Consider the following 19,365-nt stretch of genomic DNA (forward strand, 5'->3'; position numbering starts at 1 on the left):
GCGACAATCGGCGCAGTCCCGCCTTCCTTCGCCCCGATGTTCCAGCCCACCGACCTCGCGCCCTCCCCGCGTCCCGCGCGCCACTTCGCCTCGGCGCTCTCGCTGGCCGCGGCCTTCGCGCTCGGCGGACCGGCGCTGGTCCATGCGGGCGTGCGGCTCGACGACGACCGCGGCAGCGTGCTCGAGCTGCCGGCACCCGCGCGGCGCATCGTCTCGCTGATGCCTTCGCTGACCGAGACCGTCTGCGCGCTCGATGCCTGCGACCGGCTGGTGGGCATCGACCGCCATGCCAACTGGCCGGTGGCGGTGCAGCGGCTGCCGCAGGTGGGCGGCATCGACGACGCGAACATCGAGCGCATCGTCGCGCTCAAGCCCGACCTGGTTCTGCTGCGCCCGCGCAGCCGTGCCGCCGAACCGCTCGAGCGGCTCGGCATCCGGGTGCTGGCGCTCGATGCCAAGACCCATGCCGACATGCGCCGCGTGATGGAGACCGTGGCGCGCGCCACCGGCCAGCCCGGCAAGGGCGAGGCCTACTGGCGCCGGCTCGATGCCGGCCTCGACGCGGCGCGCGCGCGCGTGCCCGCGGGCTGGCAGGGCCGGCGCGTCTATTTTCGAGGTGCATGGCGGCATGGCGGCCGCGAGCGAGAGCTCCTTCATCGGCGAGACGCTCGCGCGCCTGGGCCTCGCGAACGCGGTGCCCGGCACGCTGGGGCCGTTCCCGAAGATGAGCCCCGAGTTCGTGGTGCGCGCCGATCCCGACGTGCTGATGGTGTCGGCGCTCGGCGAGCTGTCGGCGATGGCCGCGCGGCCCGGCTGGTCGGCGATGAACGCGATCAAGCGCGGCCGCGTCTGCAGCTTCGCGTCGGCGCGCTTCGACCTGATGATGCGGCCCGGTCCGCGGCTGGACGAGGCGGCGGATGCAATCGTCGACTGCCTGGTGCGGCTGGGCGATCCGCGGTCTTGAAACGGGATCGCGTTCGCTCCATCTCCCTACCCGTTCGGGCTGAGCTGGGCCTGTCCTGAGCCTGTCGAAGGATCGAAGCCTTGCGCGGCGCTTCGACAAGCTCAGCGTGAACGGTTGTCCGGCGCGTGGCGCACGACGAATCCACGCACCGGCGCGATCCATTCGACCGCCGCATCCTCGGGCCACACCACGGCCGCGCCCTGCGCGCTGCCCGAGAACAGCATGCGCTCCTCGACCAGCAGCAAGCGCCGCACGCCGGCCTCGTCGCCGTCCAGCACCTGCAGCGTCGCCCCGCCGAGGTCCAGGGATTCCCCAGTCTTCGGCGCGACCGCACGCGCCTCGGGCCAGCCGGCGGCCGATGCCTCGCCGCGCGTGGCCAGCACCCAGCGCACCGGCCCCGGCGCCGCGGCGCGCAGCGCCTCGCCCGGCACCGGATCGATCAGCGCCCAGCCTTCGTCGCCCCCCCACGAAGTGGCTGTGCATTCCATCGCCGCCCGTCACGCGCCAAACGCGCGCCGACAGCCGCATCGACAGCCCCGCTTCGTGCGCCATAGCGCCCGCCGCCCTGCCCGTCGGGATCGACCAGCGCCACCTCGTCGTAGGGCGCTTCGTCCACGTTCACGGGCCGCCGGCCTTCGGGTCCGTCGGCCAGCCGCGGCATGTTGAGACGCACGCGCGCACGGGCGCGCGCCTGCGCGAGGCAATCGGCCACCGAGGCGAAGCCCGCGAGCTCCAGCAGCACACGCCGCGTCACGTTCATCAGCTTGAGCCCGAGTGCCGGGCTCGCGGCCTCGGCCGGCGGCAGCCAGCGGTGCTCGACGATCTCGAAGCCGTCGACCTGCACCTCCTGCCCCGGAGGCATGGCCGCGACGAAGAAGCGCGTGTCGAAGCGCCGCGGCATGCCGGGCGGCGTGAGCCAGTGGCTGAAATAGGCGAGTTGGTCGACCGCGAGCCGCCAGCCCTGGGCGTCGCACAGCGCGAGCAGCGCCTCGGTGCTGTCGGCCACCGCGGCGCGCATCGCGGCCAGCCGCTCGGGATCGACGCGCTCGAGCGCGACCAGTGCGCCCTCGGCGTCGCTCGCGAACAGCACGCCGGCCTCCTCGAAGCATTCGCGCACCGCGGCGGCGTAGTAGTCGAGGCCGCCCGCGGGCAGCGCGAGCCGCGCGCTCGCGGCCGCGTCGTCGAGCTCCGCGCAGCGCGTGTGCAGCTCGCGGTCGTGCGCATCGACCACGCCGCCCGGGAACACGCTGGCGCCGCTGTTTCTGGTCGTCGGGCTTGTCGGCCCGGCGCAGCATCAGCACCTCGAGGCCGCCGGGCCCGTCGCGCAGCAGGATCAGCGAGGCGGCGGTGCGGGATGGGGCGAGGCTTGGGCGGCGGCGTGGCGTTCATGGGAAGCGATTGTCGGTCCGCGGCCGCCGCCTTGCTGTCACGCACGTCCACGGCTGAGCCGGGGGCCGGCGGCGCCGTCCTCGACCTGCCAGCCCTGCGCGCGCAAGGCCTTGCGCAGCCGGTCGGCCCGGGCCCAGTCGCCGGCGGCACGGGCCTCGAGCCGCTCGCGCGCCAGGGCCGCGATCGCCTCGGGCACCGCGCCGCCCTCCTCGCGCCATTCGGCCAGCCGCAGCCCCAGCACCGCCTCGAACACATCGACCGTGGCGCGCCGCGTCGGCGCCGGCAGGTCGCTGCGCACCAGCTCCCACAGCACGGCCAGGCCGCGCGGCAGGTTCAGGTCCTGCTCGACCTCGGCGCGAAAGCGCGCGACGAAGCCCGCATCGGCCATGCCGCCCTCCGGCCAGCCCGCATAGGCGCGGCGCAGGCGGTCGAGCGCCGACTGCGCGCCCGCGATCGCGGCCTCGTTGAAGCGCAGGCTGCTGCGGTAGTGCGCGCCCAGGCACAGGTAGCGGTAGGCCAGCGGATCGATGCCGCGGTCGACCAGGGTCTGGAGCCGCACGAAGTCGCCGCCGGACTTCGACATCTTCAGGTCGTCGTCGAGCGTGAGGAAATGGCCATGCAACCAGAAGTTGGCCAGGCGCGTGCCGTGGCAGGCCTGAGTCTGCGCGATCTCGTTGCTGTGGTGCACGCCGATGTGGTCCTCGCCGCCGCAGTGGATGTCGAACCAGGGCCCGAGGTAGCGGGCCGACATGGCCGAGCACTCGATGTGCCAGCCCGGGAAGCCGCGGCCCCAGGGGCTGTCCCATTCCATCTGGCGCTGGGTGCCGGGCGGGCTGAACTTCCAGAGCGCGAAGTCGGTGGCCTCGCGCTTGTCGCCCATCGCCACGCGCTGGCCCGCGCGCAGGCCGGCCTTGTCCAGCCGCGCGAGGTGGCCGTAGTCGTCCTGCTTCGCGGTGTCGAAGTAGATGCCGTCGGCGGTGCGGTAGGTGAAGCCCTTGCGCTCGAGCTCGGCGATGAAAGCGAGCTGCTCGGGGATGTGGTCGGTGGCGCGCGGCCATTCGGCGGGCTCGCGCAGGTTCAGCGCGCGCCAGTCGGCGCGGAAGGCGGCCGTGAAACGCTCGGCGATGGCCCAGGCCGATTCGCCCGCGCGGCGGCTGCCCTTCTCCATCTTGTCCTCGCCCTCGTCGGCGTCCGAGACCAGGTGGCCGACGTCGGTGATGTTGACCACGTGCCGCACCTCGTGGCCGCCGAACTCGAGCACGCGGCGCAGCAGGTCCTCGAACACGTAGGTGCGCAGGTTGCCGATGTGGGCATGGTCGTAGACGGTGGGACCGCAGCAGTAGAGCCCCACCGGGCCGGGGCGCAGCGGAACGAAGGGGCGCAGGGAGCGCGACCAGGTGTCGTAAAGGACGAGGGACATGCGTGTGGACTCTCGAGGTCGTTGCAAAAAACAAAAAGGCCACCGGTCTTGCAACGGGTGGCCATCGGGCATGCGGGTTCGCGCGAAGTCGCTCTAGCCGCCATCTCCCCATGGCAGCGCGCGACAGCAGGTGCCGGCGATGTGGAGGGAAGGAGCGGGTGGACATGGCCGGGCATCCTAGCCGCTAGGCCTGCCGCGGGTCAAACGCGGCCGCGTCGAGGTAGCGCGCGTCCACGCCGCGGCCAGCGACTGCGCGCGATGCAGCGGCACGCGCGCGGTCTCGAAGCCGACCACGCAGGCCACGTCGGCCGACCCGGGCCGCGCGGGCGACTCGGCGCTGCGGCCATCGGTGAGCAGCCAGAGCCAGCGCCGGCGCTCGGCATGGCGCTCGAGCAGCTCGTCGGCGCGCCGCACGCCCAGCGCCAATGGCGTGCCGCCGCCGGCACCGATGGGCGCGATCCAGTCGTCGTTCCAGGCGCTGGCGCGGCGCGGCGGCAGCCGCAGCTCGACCACCGAGCCCGCGAAGCACAGCAGCGCGACATGGTCGCGGCGGCGGTAGGCCTCGTCCATCAGCGCGAGCAGCAGGCCCTTGGCGCGCGCGAGGCCGCCGTCGTTGCGCATCGAGGCCGAGGCATCGAGCAGGAAGCAGTGCAGCGCGCCCTCGCGTGTCTCGCGCGGACGGCGGCGCAGGTGCTCGCGGCGCAGCGGACCGGCACCGCGCGCGGCGAGCGTGCGCGGCCAGTCGAGCGCCGCGTCGGCGGCGGCGATGCCATGCCAGGCTTCGCGGCCCGGTCCCGATGACGCCTGCCTCCGGTCACCCTGGCGCGCGCCAGCGGGTGCGGTGTTCCGGAGGCTCAGGCTTTTTTTGCGAGCGAGGCGGCCGGGATCAGCGGGCGCAGCGGCTTGACGCGGGCGACGCCGACGGGCTCGGGGGGCAGCGCGCCCCAGTCACCGTCGCCTGAATCGGTATCGGCGCCGTCGTCGATGGCGCTCTCGCCCTCGGCGGCCGATGGCGGTGGCGCGCTCGGCGCCTGCGCGGGCGGCGTCGCCTCCACGCCCGGCTTGCGCCGGTGCAGCAGCACGGCCTCGGCCACGCGCCGCACATGCTGCTCGCCGATCGCCTCCGCCCCTTCGAGCGCGGCCAGCGCGCGCGCCGCGCGCAGCATCACGAGGTCGGCGCGCAGGCCATCGACCTGCGCGGCGATGCACAGCGCGCCCACGGCCTCATGCACCGCATCGCCATACGGCAACGCGGTGGCATCGGCCAAGGTCGCGCGGGCGCGCCGCAGCGACGCGGCGAGCTCGGCCTCGGCCGCCGCATGCCGCGCACGAAAGCCCTCGGGATCGCTGTCGAAGGCCAGCCGCGCGCGCACCACGGCCTGGCGCTCGGCCCGGTCCTCGAGGTTGCGCAGCTGCACGCACAGGCCGAAGCGGTCGAGCAGCTGCGGCCGCAGGCTGCCCTCCTCCGGGTTCATGGTGCCCACGAGCACGAAGCGCGCGGCATGGCGGTGCGAGATGCCGTCGCGCTCGACCGCGTTGACGCCGCTGGCGGCCGCGTCGAGCAGCGAATCGATCAGCGCGTCGGGCAGCAGGTTGATCTCGTCGACGTAGAGCACGCCGCCATGCGCACGCGCGAGCAGGCCCGGCGCGAACTTCAGCGCATGGCCGGCCAGCGCCTGGCCGAGGTCGAGCGTGCCGACCAGGTGCTCGAGGCTGGCGCCCAGCGGCAGGGTGACGAAGGGCGCGCCCGGCAGCAGCTCGGCCAGCGCGCGCGCGGCCGTGGTCTTGGCGGTGCCGCGCGGGCCTTCGATCAGCACGCCGCCGAGCGCGGGATCGGCCGCGGCGAGCAGCAACGCCTCGCGCAGCCGCGGCTGGCCGGCGATGGCGGAAAAGGGGAACGACGCCGGCAGCGGCGCAGCCTGTGTGTTCATCGCGTATGTCCTTCCATCCGCTGCTCGTGCGCGAGCAGCAGGTTCTCGATGCGTTCTCGGTAGTCGCCGGGCGACTGCCGAGAGGCCGCGCTGCATGGCCTCGAGCAGGCGGCTCAGCATGTCGTGCAGCGCGCGCGGATTGTGCGTGTCGACGAAATCGCGGTTCTCGGCGTCGAGCACGTAGGCGTCGGCCACCATCGCGTACTGGTGGTCGCCGACCACGCGCGCGCGGTGGCGTCGAAGCCGAACAGGTAGTCGACCGTGGCCGCCATCTCGAAGGCGCCCTTGTAGCCATGGCGGCGCGCGCCCGCGATCCACTTGGGATTGACCACGCGCGCGCGCACCACGCGGCCGATCTCCTCCTTGAGCGTGCGCACGCGCGGCGCCTGCGGATTGCCATGGTCGCCGTGGTACATGGCCGGCTGGCTGCCGCTCAGGTGGCGCACGGCGGCGGCCATGCCGCCCTGGAACTGGTAGTAGTCGTTCGAGTCGAGCAGGTCGTGCTCGCGGCTGTCCTGGTTCTGCAGCACCACGTCGGTCGCGCGCAGGCGCCGCATCAGCGCCTCGGTGGCGGGCACGCCGTCGCTGTCCTGCCCGTAGGCATGGGCGCTGCCGCCGACATAGGCGCCCGCGAGGTCGTCGTCGCTCTGCCAGTCGCCGCTGTCGAACAGCGGCTGCAGGCCCGAGCCGTAGTGACCGGGCGCCGAGCCGAACACGCGCCAGCCGGCCTGGTTGCGCGCGGCCTCGGCCGGCAGGCCCGCGGCCTCGAGTGCCGTGGCCTCGCGCAGGATGCGCGCGCGGATCGGGTTGCGCTCTGCGTCCTCGTCCTCCTGCGCGGCCACGGCCTGCACCGCCGCGTCGAACATCTGCACCGCGGCCGGAAAGGCATCGCGGAAGAAGCCCGAGATGCGCAGCGTGACGTCGATGCGCGGACGCCCGAGGCCGACCGTGGGCAGCACCTCGAAGTCGACCACGCGCTGGCTGCCCGCGGCCCACTTCGGCCGCACGCCGATCAGCGCGAAGGCCTGCGCGAGGTCGTCGCCGCCGGTGCGCATGGTGGCCGTGCCCCAGACCGACAGGCCGATGCCCGCGGGATAGTCGCCATGCTCCTGCAGGTGGCGCTCGACCAGCTGGGCGGCCGACTTGAGGCCCAGCATCCAGGCGGTGGGGGTGGGAATGGCGCGCGTGTCGACCGCATAGAAATTGCGCCCGGTCGGCAGCACATCGGGCCGGCCGCGCGAAGGCGAGCCGCTGGGCCCGGGCGGCACGAAACGGCCCCGCAGCGCACGCGACAGCTGCAGCAGCTCCTGCGTGCCGCAGGCATCGAGCGCGGGCGCGAGGCGCTCGGCGATGCGCCCAGCACGGCGGCGGTGCGCGGCATGCCGGCCGGGCATTCGCCCGCTTCGACGAGCCGCGTGGCCAGCAGTTCGAGCCGCTCGCGCGTGTCGCCCTGGTGGCGCCAGGGGTCGTCGCTCACCGCCTGCAGCAGCGCGGGCCGCGCGCCCTGCCAGGATTTCGCGGGCTCGATGTCGAGCGGATCGAAGTGCTCGCCGGGCAGCAGGTCGTGCGAGAGCGCGCCCAGCAACCCCGCGTCGGCGCCGCTGCCGTCGCCCGCCGGATAGCGCGCCAGCGCCAGCAGCGTGTCGCGCCGCAGCCGGCCCTCGGGCGAGGCGCCGAACACATGCAGGCCGTCGCGGATCTGGGTCTCCTTGAGCTCGCAGAGGTAGGCATCGACGCGCGCGAGCACGGCATCGTCCTCGGCGCCCACCGCGTCGAGCTCGTCGACCAGGTGCTGGGCGCGCACGGCCGCGAGGATCTGCGCGCGCACGCACGCGCGCGGCGTGCGTCGACCAGCAGCGCGTCGTAGTACTCGTCGACCTGGCGCTCGAGGTCCTGCATCGGGCCGTGGTTCTCGGCGCGCGTGAGCGGCGGCATCAGGTGGTCGACGATCACGGCCTGGGTGCGGCGCTTGGCCTGCGCGCCCTCGCCCGGGTCGTTGACGATGAAGGGATAGACATTGGGCAACGGCCCGAGCACCGCGTCGGGCCAGCAGGCCTGCGTCAGCGCGATGCTCTTGCCCGGCAGCCATTCGAGGTTCCGTGCTTGCCGACATGCACCACCGCGTCGATGCCGAACACGTCGCGCAGCCAGAAGTAGAAGGCCAGGTAGCCGTGCGGCGGCACGGCCTCGGCGTCGTGGTAGCTCGCATAGTCCTGCGAGTCCGAGAGGTTCAGCGCGCGCGCGGGCTGGATGCCGACGAAGACCTGGCCCAGCCGCAGGCCCGCGATCATGAAGCGGCCCTGGCGCAGCATCGGATCCTGCTCGGGCGGGCCCCAGCGTTCGTCGATGGCCGCGGCCATGCCTTCGGGCAGCGCGGCCAGGCGCGCGCGGTAGTCGGCCAGCGCGTAGCTCTGCCAGGCGGGCCGCGCGGGCCATTCGCGCGGGTCGTTGGCGATGCCCTGCTGCAGGGTCCGCATCAGGCTGTCGCCATCGGCCGGCAGCGCCTTCGGGTCGCCGAGCCTGTAGCCCTCGTCGCGCAACGTTCCGAGGATCGCGATCACCGAGGCCGGCGTGTCGAGCCCCACGCCGCTGCCGATGCGGCCCTCGCTGCCCGGGTAGTTGGCGAGCACCAGCGCGAGCCGCTTGTCGGCCGCCGGCAGGCTGCGCAGGCGGCACCAGCGGCGCGCGAGTTCGGCCACGAAGGCGACGCGGTCGGGCTCGGCGCGGTAGCCGACCACCTCGGTCTGCGTCAGCTCGCAGCGGTGCAGCAGGCCCTTGAAGCTCACGGCGCGCGTGACGATGCGGCCGTCCATCTCGGGCAGCGCGACCTGCATCGCGATGTCGCGCGGCCGCAGGCCCTGGCTGTCGGCCAGCCAGTCCTCGCGGTTGCCGCCGCTCACGATCACCTGCAGCACGGGCGCGTCGCCGGCCAGCGCCGGTGATTCGCCGCCCTCGCCGCCGTCATGCCCCAGCGCCGCGAAGGCGGTGGTGTTGAGCACCAGCTGCACCGCATGCGTGGCGCAGAGCTCGCGCAGCGCCGACAGGCACAGCGGGTCCTTGAGCGAATCGAGCGCCAGCGGCAGCGGGTTCAGGCCCTCGGCCTGCAGCGCCTCGGCCAGCGCGTCGAAGGCGGCCGTGTTGCCCGACAGCAGGTGCGAGCGGTAGAACACCAGCGCCACCACCGGCGCGCCGGGCCGCCAGCGCGCGCGCAGGTCGTCGATGCCGGGCACGGCCGAAGTGGCGGGCAGGCCCGGCACATGCAGCGCCACCTGCGGCAGGCTGCGCGGCGGCAGCGGCTCGTCGCCATGGCGCAGGCCATGGAAGGCCACCGCGCGCAGGAACTGCAGCGCATTGGCCGGCCCGCCCGCGCGCAGGTACTGCCACAGCCGGTGGCAGACGGCGCGCGGCGCGGTGCTGCGCGCGAGCAGGTCCTCGTCCTCCTGCAGGTCGCCCGAGAAGATGGCGAGCTGCTGGCCGTGCCGGCGCGCGAGCTGCTCGAGCTGCTGCAGGCCGTAGGGCCAGGCCGAGGCCGCGCCCAGGTGGTCGACCACCACCACGCGCGCATGCCCGCAGCACCTCGTCGGCATAGAGGTCGAACGAGGCCGGCTGGCGCAGGTACATGAGGTTGGCCAGCCGCAGCGAGGGATAGCCGGGATCGCTGGCGGCGAGCGCGCCGCGCGCGGCCGACAGCAGGGCCAGCGTGGTATCGGCCGAACTGAGCACCACGATCTCGCCCGGCGTCTGGTCGAGCCGGGTGACGACGCCCGGGTCGTCCTCGACGAAACGTCCGGGCTGGGTGCTCAGCAGGTGCATCGTCAGGCCGGCAGCGCCGCGCCCTCGAGCACCTCGCGCAGCGCGGCTTCTTCGAGGTCCTCGCCGATGAAGACCAGCTGCGTGCGCGGCGCCTCGCCATCGCGCCAGCGGCGGTCGAAGTGATGGTCGAAGCGCCGGCCCACGCCCTGCACCAGCAGGCGCATCGGCTTGCCCGGCACGGCGACGAAGCCCTTGACGCGGTAGATGGTGTGGCGCTCGACCAGCGCGGCCAGCGCGGCCAGCAGCCGGTCGCGGTCCATCGCGGGCAGGTCGATCACGAGCGAGTCGAACTCGTCGTGGTCGTGGTCTTCCTCGTGGTCGTGGTGGCTCTCGCGCAGGTGGATGGTGGTCTCGGCGGCGCGGCCCTGGCCCAGCAGCAGTGCGAGCGGCAGCTTGCCCTCGGTGGCCGTCACGATCTTGACCTCGGGCGGCAGCTCCTCGCGCACCAGCGCCTCGACGCGCGCGCGCGCGGCCTCGTCGAGCAGGTCGGCCTTGTTGAGCACCACCAGGTCGGCGGCCGAGAGCTGGTCCTCGAACAGCTCGTGCAGCGGCGACTCGTGGTCGAGGTTGGGATCGGCGCGGCGCTGCGCGTCGACCGCCACCGGGTTCTCGGCGAACTGGCCCGCCGCGGCGGCCGGGCCGTCGACCACGGTCACGACCGAGTCGACGGTGAAGACGTTGGCGATGTCGGGCCACTGGAAGGCCTGCACCAGCGGCTTGGGCAGCGCCAGGCCCGAGGTCTCGATCAGCACGGCGTCGAGCTGGTCGCGGCGCTCGGCGAGCTGCAGCATCACGGGCAGGAACTCCTCCTGCACGGTGCAGCAGACGCAGCCGTTGGCGAGTTCGTAGAGCGCGCCCTCGCGCTCGTTGCCCTCGTCGTCGCAGCCGATGCCGCAACCGCGCAGGATCTCGCCGTCGATGCCGAGCTCGCCGAACTCGTTGACGATCACCGCGATGCGGCGGCCCTCGGCATTGCCGAGGATGTGGCGCATCAAGGTGGTCTTGCCGCTGCCGAGGAAGCCCGTGACGATGGTGACGGGGATTTTTGCGTTGCTGGTGGTCATGGAGGGTTCTGGGAGTTCTTTCAGGCGCCGGTGTAGAGGCGACGTTCGACGAAGGCCGAGCCCTGCAGCCGGCGCCAGGCCTTGGCACCGGCGAGCACGCCGAGGTCGACCAGCGGCTCGACCAGCACCACCGTCATGTAGGCGGCGCCGAAGCTGGCGATCTCGCCGAGGTTCGCGAGCCCGGTGCCGCGGCCGTAGAGCGCCCAGAAGCCGACCCACACCACGATGCCCCCTGGTAGGCCACCGACAGCTTGAAGGCCTCGCGGTAGCCGATGTCCACATAGGCCAGCTTCTCGGGAATGATGCGGCGCGCGAGCACTGCGGTGGCGAACAGCGGCACCAGCAGGGTCGTGACGTTCATGCCGTACTGCGGCAGGTCCTGCGGCTCGAAGAACAGGCTCTGCACCAGCAGCCCGCCCGCCAGGCCGATGGCCGCGGGCGCGAGCCCGAACACCAGCAGCAAGGTGGTGCCGAGGATCAGGTGCACTTCCGACACGCCCACCGGGTGGTGCGGCAGCACTTCGAAAAAGCAGAACACCAGCGCCACGGCGATCGCCGAGCGCAGCGCCAGGGCGGCCAGGCCGTCCTTCAGCAGGGTGCTCGAAAGCCACCTTGCCGGTGTAGGCGAGCGCCGCGGCGCCGGTGGCATAGCTCAGAAAGATCTTGGTTCCGTCGACGAGACCGGGTTCGATGTGCATGGGACAGCTCCTGGAGGGCACCGCAGTGCGAAAGTGGATTGGATCATGGACCCGCGATGGCGAGCCCGCTTCATGAAGAACGTTGAGGCAGGCGCCGCACGAGCGCCACCGTGGGAGAACGCGAGCGCGGCCGCGGCCGGCGCCAGCCGATCACCACGCCGCTGGCCGAGGCCACGGCGCCGACGATCGACAACAGCCACACCACCAGGTCCCACGCGGGCCGGTACTGGATCAGCCAGGGGAAGTCGAGGCTGTGGGCGGCATTGAAGAGCCAGCGCCGCAGCCGCGCATTGCGGTCGCTGCTGCCGGCCAACTGGCCGTTGGCGGGGTCGATGTAGAGCCGGGTGCGCGCGGGGTCGTCGAACGCGAGGCGCCAGACCGGCAGCACGCGCTCGCGGTGGTGGCCGTACCAGTGGAAGTCGTAGGCGGTCTGCAGCACGGCCTCGCTCACCGTCGCGCCGGGCCGCAGCCGGGCGGCCGCGCGCACGATGTCCTCGCGCGCGATCGCAGCCGGCGCGCCGCTCGCGGCATCGACCACGCGCACGCGCGCCTTCGCATCGCGCAGCTGCAGCAGCGGCCGGCCGTCGAACCATTGCAGCAGCACCTCGCGCGGTGCGGCGTCGTCCTCGCCCGCCGGCGGCGTGGCGGGCGGCCACGGAAAGGTCGATACATCGCCGCCGGTGTAGCGCGCCATCGCGGCCGCGTCGACCGGGTTGCGCTCGAACCAGCGGTTCGGGTTCATCGAGAGCCAGCCGCTCACGATCCAGGTCAGCACGAAGAAGCCGCCGACCAGGCCCGCGATGTGGTGCCAGGCCATCCAGCCGGTGTAGGGCGTGACGGAACCGTTGCGGAAGCGCCGGCGCAGACGGATGCGCAGGATGCCGATCGCGATGCCGGTCACGGCCGAGACGATGCAGGCGGCCGAGAGCCACACCACCACGTCGTGCCACAGCGGTGGATCGGCGCGCAGCGGCGTGAAGTAGATCCAGTGCGGCACCGCGCCGAGCCAGTTCCAGAAGCGCTCGGAACGCGTGGTGTCGCGCACCACCTCGCCGGTGCGCGCCGACACGTAGAGCTCGGTGCCGGCCGCGTCGTTCAGTTCGATGCGGTGCAGCGGGCGCAGCGGATTTCAGGCCCTGCGGCACGGTCCACTGGTCGCGCTCGAGCGTCTCGGCCCAGCGCGCCGCGGGCTGGCCCGAGAAGTCGCGCGCCACCGCCTCGGCCTGCGCGGCCTCGGTGCCGGCCAGCAATCGGCCATCGCGCGCCGACACCGCATGGCGACCGCCGCGCGCATCGACGATGCGCCACACCGGCTGCGGCTGCGCGCCGCCCTGCATCTCGAGCGCGACGCGGCGCGGCGGCTGCTGGCGTGCTGCTTCGGGCAGGGCCTCGAGCGCGGCCGCGGGCGAAACCCGGGCCTGGCCGACATCGAGCGCGCGCAGGCCCGCGAGCCGCTCGGCCTCGGTGAGCGTGGGATAGCCCACGTACATCATCACCACGCCCGAGACGAACCACATGACGAACAGCAGGCAGCCGCCGATGCCGAACCAGCGGTGGGTCCCGTAGAGCCAGTGGCGCACGAGCGGCCACGCGCGCTGCCAGGCAGTGCTGCGATCGGAGCGGGCGCGGCGCGCGGCGTGCGTCATCTCAGAAGTTCACCAGCGCCGACAGCTCGAAGGAGCGCGGACGGCCCAGCAGCCACTGGTTGCCGCTGTTCGAGAACGACAGCGGATAGCGGCGGTCGCCGAGGTTGTAGCCGCGCAGCGCGAGCTTGAGCGACTTGTTGGCCTGCCAGCTCACCGAGGCGTCGACCACGGTGTAGGAGCCGATCTTGCGCGAGTTGGCCGCGTCGACCTGGCGCGAGCCGACATAGCGCAGGCCGAACTCGGCCTCCCACCGCGGCAGGAAATGCCAGTGCAGGAACAGGTTGGCCGCTTCCTCGGGCACACCGAACGGCGTGTTGCCGGCGCGCGAGACCAGCCGGCCGCTCACGACCTCGTTGAAGTCGTCGTAGCGCGCGCGCAGCTTGGCCGCATTGGCCTCGAGCCGCAGCGTCGGGGTCAGCGCGAGGTCGAGCGTGGCCTCGATGCCCTCGGACGACTGCTTGCCGACCTGCTGCGAGACGGTGGGATTGTTCTGGTCGCGCGACAGCAGCTTATTCTTCTCGATGCGGTAGGCGGCCACGGTCCAGGCGCCGCGGTTGTCGGCCAGCTGGCGCTTGTAGCCGACCTCGACCTGATTGCCGGTGCTGAGGTCGAACGGCGCCTGCGTGGTCGAGGTGCTGATCAGCGAGGTCAGCGGATCGGCCGCGTGCGCCAGCTGCGCATAGAAGGACTGCGAGGCATCGGGCGCATACACCGCGCCGATGCGGCCGGTGGCGTACTCGAAGGTCTTCGTGAGGCTGTTGGCCGCGTTGGCCAGGTCGGTGCGCGCCACCTTCGCATGGTCCCAGCGCAGGCTGGTGACCAGCGACCAGCGTTCGTCGAAGGCCAGCTTGTCCTCGGCGAACACGGCATGGGTGTGGGTGCGGGTCTTGTAGCGCGGCGTGTAGGCCACGGGCGAAGCGTAGTAGCCGGGCAGGAAGACGAAGGGATCGACCACCGAGCGGCCGCCGTAGGGCGAGTCGTTGAGGTGCGTGAAGTCGATGCGGTTCACGTCGAAGCCCACCAGCACCTGGTTCTTCATGCCGAACAGTTCATGGCGGAAGGTGGCGTCGGTGCGGTTGCCGACCTGCTCCTGGTCGTGGCCGATCTCGAGGTAGTCGCCGCGCGTCAGGCGGCGCGTGGCGGCATTGAAGGTATAGGTCTCGCTGTTGCGCCAGTGGCGCTGGCTCGCGAGCCGGTAGAGCTGGTTGTGCACGGTGACGGCATCGCTGGGCGTCCACAGCGCGTCGAGGCGGGTCCACTTGTCGTCGTACTTGAGCTCGGCGTCGTCGACGTTGTAGTTCTGGCGCAGGGTCCGGCCGTCGAGGCGCCCGTCGATCAGCGGCACGCCCTGGTAGCGCTGCGGCGACTGGCGGCCCTCGTCGTGCGACAGGGTGAACTGCAGCTCGGGCGAGACGTCCAGCCGCAGCGCACCACCGACGGCCAGGCTCTCGCCCTCGCCGCGCGCCATGAAGCCGTGGGTGGCGCGGTGGCTGATGTCGAAGCGGTACGAAAGCTTGTCGTTGATCGCGCCGCCGCTGCCGAAGGCGGCCTGGCGCGTGGCGTCGGAGCCGTAGCTCAGCAGCGCCTCGTTGTGGATCGGGCCGCGCGTGGGCTTCTTGGGCACCACGTTGATCGCGCCGCCGATCGCGCCTTCGCCGTACATGACCGAGGCCGCGCCGCGCAGCACCTCGATGCGGTCGACCGACCAGGTGTCGAACGGGAAGGTGACGGTGCCCGCGCCCGCGAACAGCCGCGTGCCGTCGAACAGCTGCATCACCGAGCCATGGCCCGAGAAGCCGCGCGCGGCCATCGAGGTGCCGCCGTTGCCCGGCGCGGGCGAGCCGGTGATGCCGGTGGCGCGGGTGGCGGCGTCGACGATCGAGACATCGCCGCGCGCGCGGAGGGTTTCGCCGGTCAGTACCTCGATGCTGGCGGGCGTCTCGAGCGGCGTAAGGCCGAGCCGGCTGCCGGTCTGCGTGGGCTCGGCGAGCGAGAGCGCGCCCTGGGCGCCGGCCTCGACCTGCACGGGCGGCAGGCTGGTGGCGGCCTGCTGCGCGAAGCCGCTGCCGGCACCGAAGGCCAGGCCGATGGCGGCGGACATGCCGCCGAGGCGGCGGGCGGCCGGGCGGCCCCGGTGGCGGTGACGCGGGCGGCGGCCGGCCGCGCCCGTGCGATCGCCCGACGGCGATGCGTGATCCATGTGACTTCTCCTCCGACCCGCGTCCCCGCAGGTTCTCTGACCGAATGTGGACGCGGCGGGAAGTCGATCGATGGCCGGGACCGGCGGCGGGCAAAGCAAGCGCTTCGCCGGCCGGCGGCCCGGACACGCACTCCCGCAGCGTCCGAGGCGGTGACGAAGGCCGGTATCCGGGCTCGCGGAGCGCAAAGGCGCGCAGTCGAAACTGCAGCGCCGTTGCGGAAGCCCTCGCCTTCCCACGCCTTGCGGGCGCAGTGGCTGCCGATGCCCTGGGGGCATGGCGTGAGGACGTCCAGATCCGCTGACCGTTGCGGGGGCAGCGCAGGAATGGAGGCGTCGATCCGTGAACCGACGCGTCGCACCTGCTTCCCGTTTAACCCCGTGGCCGTGGCATGCATGGCGGGCGGGGCACCTTCGAACCGTGGTGCCGGTGCGTCCTTCCTTCCTCGGAAGAAAGGCCGCACCGAACGGCGGGAATTATAGGGAGCGGGTGCGCGCGGGCTCGTCGGGCGTACGGGTGTCCCGCGCCCGGCCGGGGCCTTCGGCGCCGAACAGGCGGCGCAGCACGCTGACGCCGGCCACCAGCGCATTGGAATAGCTGGTATGCGGCTCGATGGCCGCCTCGAGCGGCAGGTAGGAATGCACCGCGCCCTCGCCCGCGGCATCGTCGACCGCCTCCATCAGCACCCAATAGAACTCGCCGGGCTCCAGTTCGTGAACGGTCAGCGCGAGGTTGCGGGGCGACGGCGACAGGGTGGCGGGGATGGTGTTCACGCGAAGCTCTGGAAGGTAGGCGTTGGCGATGGGGGCGGGCCGCCCGGATCGTAGACACGCCCTGTCACAACGCGCGTGCACTCGATCACGTTCACCGCCGGCGAAAACCCTGTGAGCTTCCTGCGCCAGCCGGTGGCGCCCACCGTTCCCAGCTTCCGGGCTTCTCCTACAGGCGGGCGTTGGTGCGCGACCTAAGTTTTGCCCATGGATCAAACACCCGCGGCACGCCGCATGCCCAGACGACAGGAGGCCCCATGAAGCGATTCACCCTGGATTCCAAGATGCGAGCGACCATCGGCGGCGCCTTCTATCCCACCGGCCATTCGATGGTGATGTTCGGGAACGCCGAGGACGCGGAGCGCGTCGGCCGCGGGCTCGTCGAGAAGGGCGTGAGCGCGGACGACATCTTCCTGCTGCCGCCCGCGACGGTGTTGGCGGAGATCACGCCGACGGTGGCCGAGGCCGACAACCCCCTGCCCTCCGCGGGCACCGAGGGCGCGACGGTGCGCGCCTACACCAAGCTGGCGCGCGAAGGCCACACGGCGCTGCTGGTGCGCACCGAGGAGCAGGAAGACGCCGAACGCATGATGGAGGTGGTGCGCACGGTTCCCTACTCGATCGCGCAGCGCTACCGCACGCTGGTGATCGAGGACCTCTAGAACCAGGGCGTTCAGGCCGGCGCGGCCGGCACGCTCGGCGTGCCATGGGCGCCGTTGGGCGCGGGCGGCGCCACGGCGCGGCGCACCACGTCGCGCGCCATCGCCTGGGCCAGCTCGTGCTCGCCGAGGAAGACGGTGGCCGAGACTTCGCGCGTGAGCAGTTCCGCTTCCTCTTCGTTGTGGCTGCGGATCACGGTCTCGATGGTCGGGTTGAGGGTGCGCGCGGTCTCGATCATCTGCCGCACGTTGAGTGCGGCCGGCGTGGCCACCACCAGCACGCGGGCGCGCGCGATGTGGGCCTGGATCAGCACAGCCGGATCGGCCGCGTCGCCATAGACGGCGGCACCGCCCTCCTCGCGCAGCTTCTCGACCAGCTCGCGGTTCTGCTCGGCCACCACGTAGGGGATGTCGTGCGCCTTGAGCTCGGCGGCGATGCGGCGCCCGACCCGGCCATAACCGACCAGCACGACCTGGCGCGAGAGATAGCGCGCCTCGGTGCTCATCGGCAGCTCGGCCAGCGGGTCGTCGCGCGCCTCGAGGCGGCGCGCGAACGAGGAATGGGCATGCAGCCATTTCTGCAGCGGCGCGATCAGGCTGAACCACAGCGGGTTGGTGGCGATGGAGATCAGGGCGCCGGCCAGGATCAGGCTCTGGCCCTCGGCGGGCATGAGGCCCAGCGAGACGCCCAGGCCCACGAGGATGAACGAGAACTCGCCGATCTGCGCCAGGCTGGCGCTGACGGTGAGCGCGGTGGCCAGCGGATAGCGCAGCACCAGCACCAGGCCGCAGGCGGCGAGCGACTTGCCCAGCACGATCACCAGCACCACGGCCAGCACCTGCAGCGGGCGCTCGAGCAGCACGGAGGGATCGAACAGCATGCCGACCGAGACGAAGAACAGCACGGCGAAGGCGTCGCGCAGCGGCAGCGATTCCTGGGCGGCGCGGTGGCTGAACTGCGATTCGCGCATGACCATGCCGGCGAAGAAGGCGCCGAGCGCGAAGGAGACGCCGAACAGGGCGGCCGAGGCGAAGGCGATGCTGACGGCGGCGGCCACCACGCACAGGGTGAACAGCTCGCGCGAGCCGGTGCGCGCGACCTGCCAGAGGATCCACGGGAAGACGCGGCGCCCGACGATCAGCATGAGGGCGACGAAGCCGCCGACCTGCAGCAGGGTGAGGCCCAGGGTCTGCCACAGCGGCGAGGCATCGGTGCCGGCGGCACGGCCGCCGAGGGTTTCGGCGAGCGGGGGCAGCAGCACGAGCACCAGCACCATGGCGAGGTCTTCCACCACCAGCCAGCCGACGGCGATGCGGCCGGTGAAGGAATCGAGAATGCCCAGGCTCTCGAGCGCGCGCAGCAGCACGACCGTGCTGGCGACCGAGAGCGCCAGGCCGAACACCAGCGCGGCGCCGAGGTTCCAGCCCCACCAGAGCGCGAGCGCGCCGCCGAGCAGCGTGGCCACGGTGATCTGCAGCAGCGCGCCGGGCAGCGCGATCTTGCGCACGGCCAGCAGGTCGTCGAGCGAGAAATGCAGCCCCACGCCGAACATCAGCAGCATCACGCCGATCTCGGCCAGCTGCGCGGCGATGCCGGCATCGGCCACGAAGCCGGGCGTGAAGGGGCCGATGATGACGCCGGCCAGCAGGTAGCCGACCAGGGCCGGCAGGCGAAGGCGCGCGGCGAAGAAGCCGAGCACCAGGGCCAGGCCGAGGCCGGCGGCGATGGTGTTGATGAGTGAGACGCTGTGGGGCATCGGCCGATTTTGCAGGAACGTGGGGGTCTCGTTCATTACACGTATGCAAGGCGGTTGCATTTGCCGGGGTATGGCCGTGACCTGTTCGTTCGGGGCGCGTGCACAGGGCACCGGGTACTCCCCTCCGCGAATGTCCCCCGGCCTTCGGCCTCCTCCTTGATTTCGCTGCGGGGAGTACCCGGTGCCCTGTGCACGGGAAGCGCTGCGCTCCGGTTGTCCGCTGGGAGAGCTGCGGGCATGAAAAAACCCGCCGAAGCGGGTTTGTGTTTTCTCGCGAAGCTCGCTCAGTGCATGTGCAGGCCGCCGTTGACCGAGAAGTCGGCGCCGGTCGAGTAGCCGCCCTCGTCGGTGGCCAGCCACGCGATGATGGAAGCGATCTCGCTCGGCTCGCCCAGGCGCTTGACCGGGATCGTGGCGACGATCTTGTCGAGCACTTCCTGGCGGATGGCCTTCACCATGTCGGTGCCGATGTAGCCGGGGCTCACGGTGTTGACCGTCACGCCCTTGCCCGCGAGCTCCTGGGCCAGCGCCATCGTGAAGCCGTGCATGCCGGCCTTGGCCGCCGAGTAGTTGGTCTGGCCCGCCTGGCCCTTGGCGCCATTGACCGAGCTGATGTTGATGATGCGGCCCCAGCCCTTTTCGACCATGTCGCCCACCACCTGCTTGGTGACGTTGAACATGCTGTTGAGATTGGTCTCGATGACCGCGCTCCAGTCCTCGGGCGTCATCTTGAGGAACATGCGGTCGCGCGTGATGCCGGCGTTGTTGACCAGCACGTCGATGGCGCCGTGCGCCGCCTTCGCGGCCGAGAAGGCCTCGACCGTGGACTGCCAGTCGCCGACATTGCCGACCGAGGCGTGGAACTCGAAACCCAGGGCTTTCTGTTCGGCCAGCCACTTCGAATAATCGCGGGTGGGGCCGCAACCGGCGACGACGCGGAAGCCGTCCTTGTGGAGACGCTGGCAGATGGCTGTTCCGATGCCACCCATGCCTCCAGTGACATATGCAACTTTCTTGCTCATGAGAAATTCCTTGTGTGTACTTGTCGAAAGCCTT

General features: G+C 72.0%; 12 protein-coding genes, 3 pseudogenes and 1 riboswitch. Of the genes and pseudogenes, 2 read left to right on the forward strand and 13 right to left on the reverse strand.

Going from position 1 to position 19,365, the window contains the following annotated elements; all coding sequences use genetic code 11:
* Positions 1 to 36 precede the first annotated feature (36 nt).
* Positions 37 to 964, forward strand: a pseudogene (locus ACHMXE_RS31190) (ABC transporter substrate-binding protein).
* A 101-nt stretch (positions 965 to 1,065) separates the two neighbouring features.
* Here ACHMXE_RS31190 and ACHMXE_RS31195 read toward each other — a convergent pair.
* The 11 genes and pseudogenes from ACHMXE_RS31195 to ACHMXE_RS31245 form a co-directional block, all read right to left on the reverse strand.
* On the reverse strand, positions 1,066 to 1,452 hold the full coding sequence (locus ACHMXE_RS31195; RefSeq protein ID WP_395347947.1) for a hypothetical protein: 387 nt from the start codon (positions 1,450 to 1,452) through the stop codon (positions 1,066 to 1,068).
* Positions 1,404 to 2,210 (reverse strand): NUDIX hydrolase, encoded by an 807-nt coding sequence (locus ACHMXE_RS31200; protein ID WP_395347948.1) that lies wholly within the window; start codon positions 2,208 to 2,210, stop codon positions 1,404 to 1,406. Before ACHMXE_RS31200 ends, ACHMXE_RS31195 begins: the two co-directional genes overlap by 49 nt.
* A gap of 180 nt (positions 2,211 to 2,390) precedes the next feature.
* Positions 2,391 to 3,773, reverse strand: a complete 1,383-nt coding sequence (cysS, locus tag ACHMXE_RS31205) for a cysteine--tRNA ligase (RefSeq protein ID WP_395347949.1) — start codon at positions 3,771 to 3,773, stop codon at positions 2,391 to 2,393.
* A gap of 177 nt (positions 3,774 to 3,950) precedes the next feature.
* Positions 3,951 to 4,541, reverse strand: coding sequence for a VWA domain-containing protein (locus tag ACHMXE_RS31210; protein ID WP_395352877.1), 591 nt, complete (start codon positions 4,539 to 4,541; stop codon positions 3,951 to 3,953).
* 86 nt (positions 4,542 to 4,627) lie between these two features.
* Entirely contained in the window at positions 4,628 to 5,926 is a 1,299-nt protein-coding gene (locus ACHMXE_RS31215) for an ATP-binding protein (protein ID WP_395347950.1), read from the reverse strand.
* Positions 5,818 to 9,291 (reverse strand): annotated as a pseudogene (gene cobN, locus ACHMXE_RS31220) (cobaltochelatase subunit CobN). The gene ACHMXE_RS31215 and the pseudogene cobN overlap by 109 nt, the downstream one beginning before the upstream one ends.
* A 228-nt stretch (positions 9,292 to 9,519) precedes the next feature.
* Complete coding sequence (gene cobW, locus ACHMXE_RS31225; protein WP_395347951.1) at positions 9,520 to 10,581, reverse strand: cobalamin biosynthesis protein CobW; 1,062 nt, start codon at positions 10,579 to 10,581, stop codon at positions 9,520 to 9,522.
* Between the two features lie 20 nt (positions 10,582 to 10,601).
* Positions 10,602 to 11,279: pseudogene (locus ACHMXE_RS31230) on the reverse strand (energy-coupling factor ABC transporter permease).
* A 70-nt stretch (positions 11,280 to 11,349) separates the two neighbouring features.
* Positions 11,350 to 12,348 (reverse strand): hypothetical protein, encoded by a 999-nt coding sequence (locus ACHMXE_RS31235; RefSeq protein ID WP_395347952.1) that lies wholly within the window; start codon positions 12,346 to 12,348, stop codon positions 11,350 to 11,352.
* Between the two features lie 578 nt (positions 12,349 to 12,926).
* The gene (locus ACHMXE_RS31240) at positions 12,927 to 15,125 is read right to left on the reverse strand and encodes a TonB-dependent receptor (RefSeq protein ID WP_395347953.1); all 2,199 of its coding nucleotides are present in this window, start codon (positions 15,123 to 15,125) and stop codon (positions 12,927 to 12,929) included.
* 140 nt (positions 15,126 to 15,265) lie between these two features.
* A riboswitch (cobalamin riboswitch) is annotated at positions 15,266 to 15,553 on the reverse strand.
* A 46-nt stretch (positions 15,554 to 15,599) separates the two neighbouring features.
* A complete protein-coding gene (locus ACHMXE_RS31245; protein WP_203205389.1) occupies positions 15,600 to 15,896 on the reverse strand; it encodes a hypothetical protein in 297 nt (98 codons plus the stop codon).
* Positions 15,897 to 16,150: 254 nt separating this feature from the next.
* Between ACHMXE_RS31245 and ACHMXE_RS31250 the strand changes: the two genes are divergently transcribed.
* Positions 16,151 to 16,555 carry a hypothetical protein gene (locus ACHMXE_RS31250; RefSeq protein ID WP_203205388.1) on the forward strand — a complete coding sequence of 135 codons (405 nt, stop codon included), beginning with the start codon at positions 16,151 to 16,153 and terminating at the stop codon, positions 16,553 to 16,555.
* Positions 16,556 to 16,566: 11 nt separating this feature from the next.
* Here ACHMXE_RS31250 and ybaL read toward each other — a convergent pair whose 3' ends face one another.
* Together ybaL and phbB are read right to left on the reverse strand one after the other, a co-directional pair.
* Positions 16,567 to 18,309 (reverse strand): YbaL family putative K(+) efflux transporter, encoded by a 1,743-nt coding sequence (gene ybaL / locus ACHMXE_RS31255; protein ID WP_203205387.1) that lies wholly within the window; start codon positions 18,307 to 18,309, stop codon positions 16,567 to 16,569.
* 284 nt (positions 18,310 to 18,593) lie between these two features.
* Positions 18,594 to 19,331: an acetoacetyl-CoA reductase gene (phbB, locus tag ACHMXE_RS31260; RefSeq protein ID WP_093342858.1), complete on the reverse strand. Its 738-nt coding sequence runs from the start codon at positions 19,329 to 19,331 to the stop codon at positions 18,594 to 18,596.
* Between the last annotated feature and the right edge of the window lie 34 nt (positions 19,332 to 19,365).

The sequence above is a fragment of the Variovorax sp. UC122_21 genome, from assembly GCF_044056785.1.
Taxonomy (GTDB): domain Bacteria; phylum Pseudomonadota; class Gammaproteobacteria; order Burkholderiales; family Burkholderiaceae_C; genus Variovorax.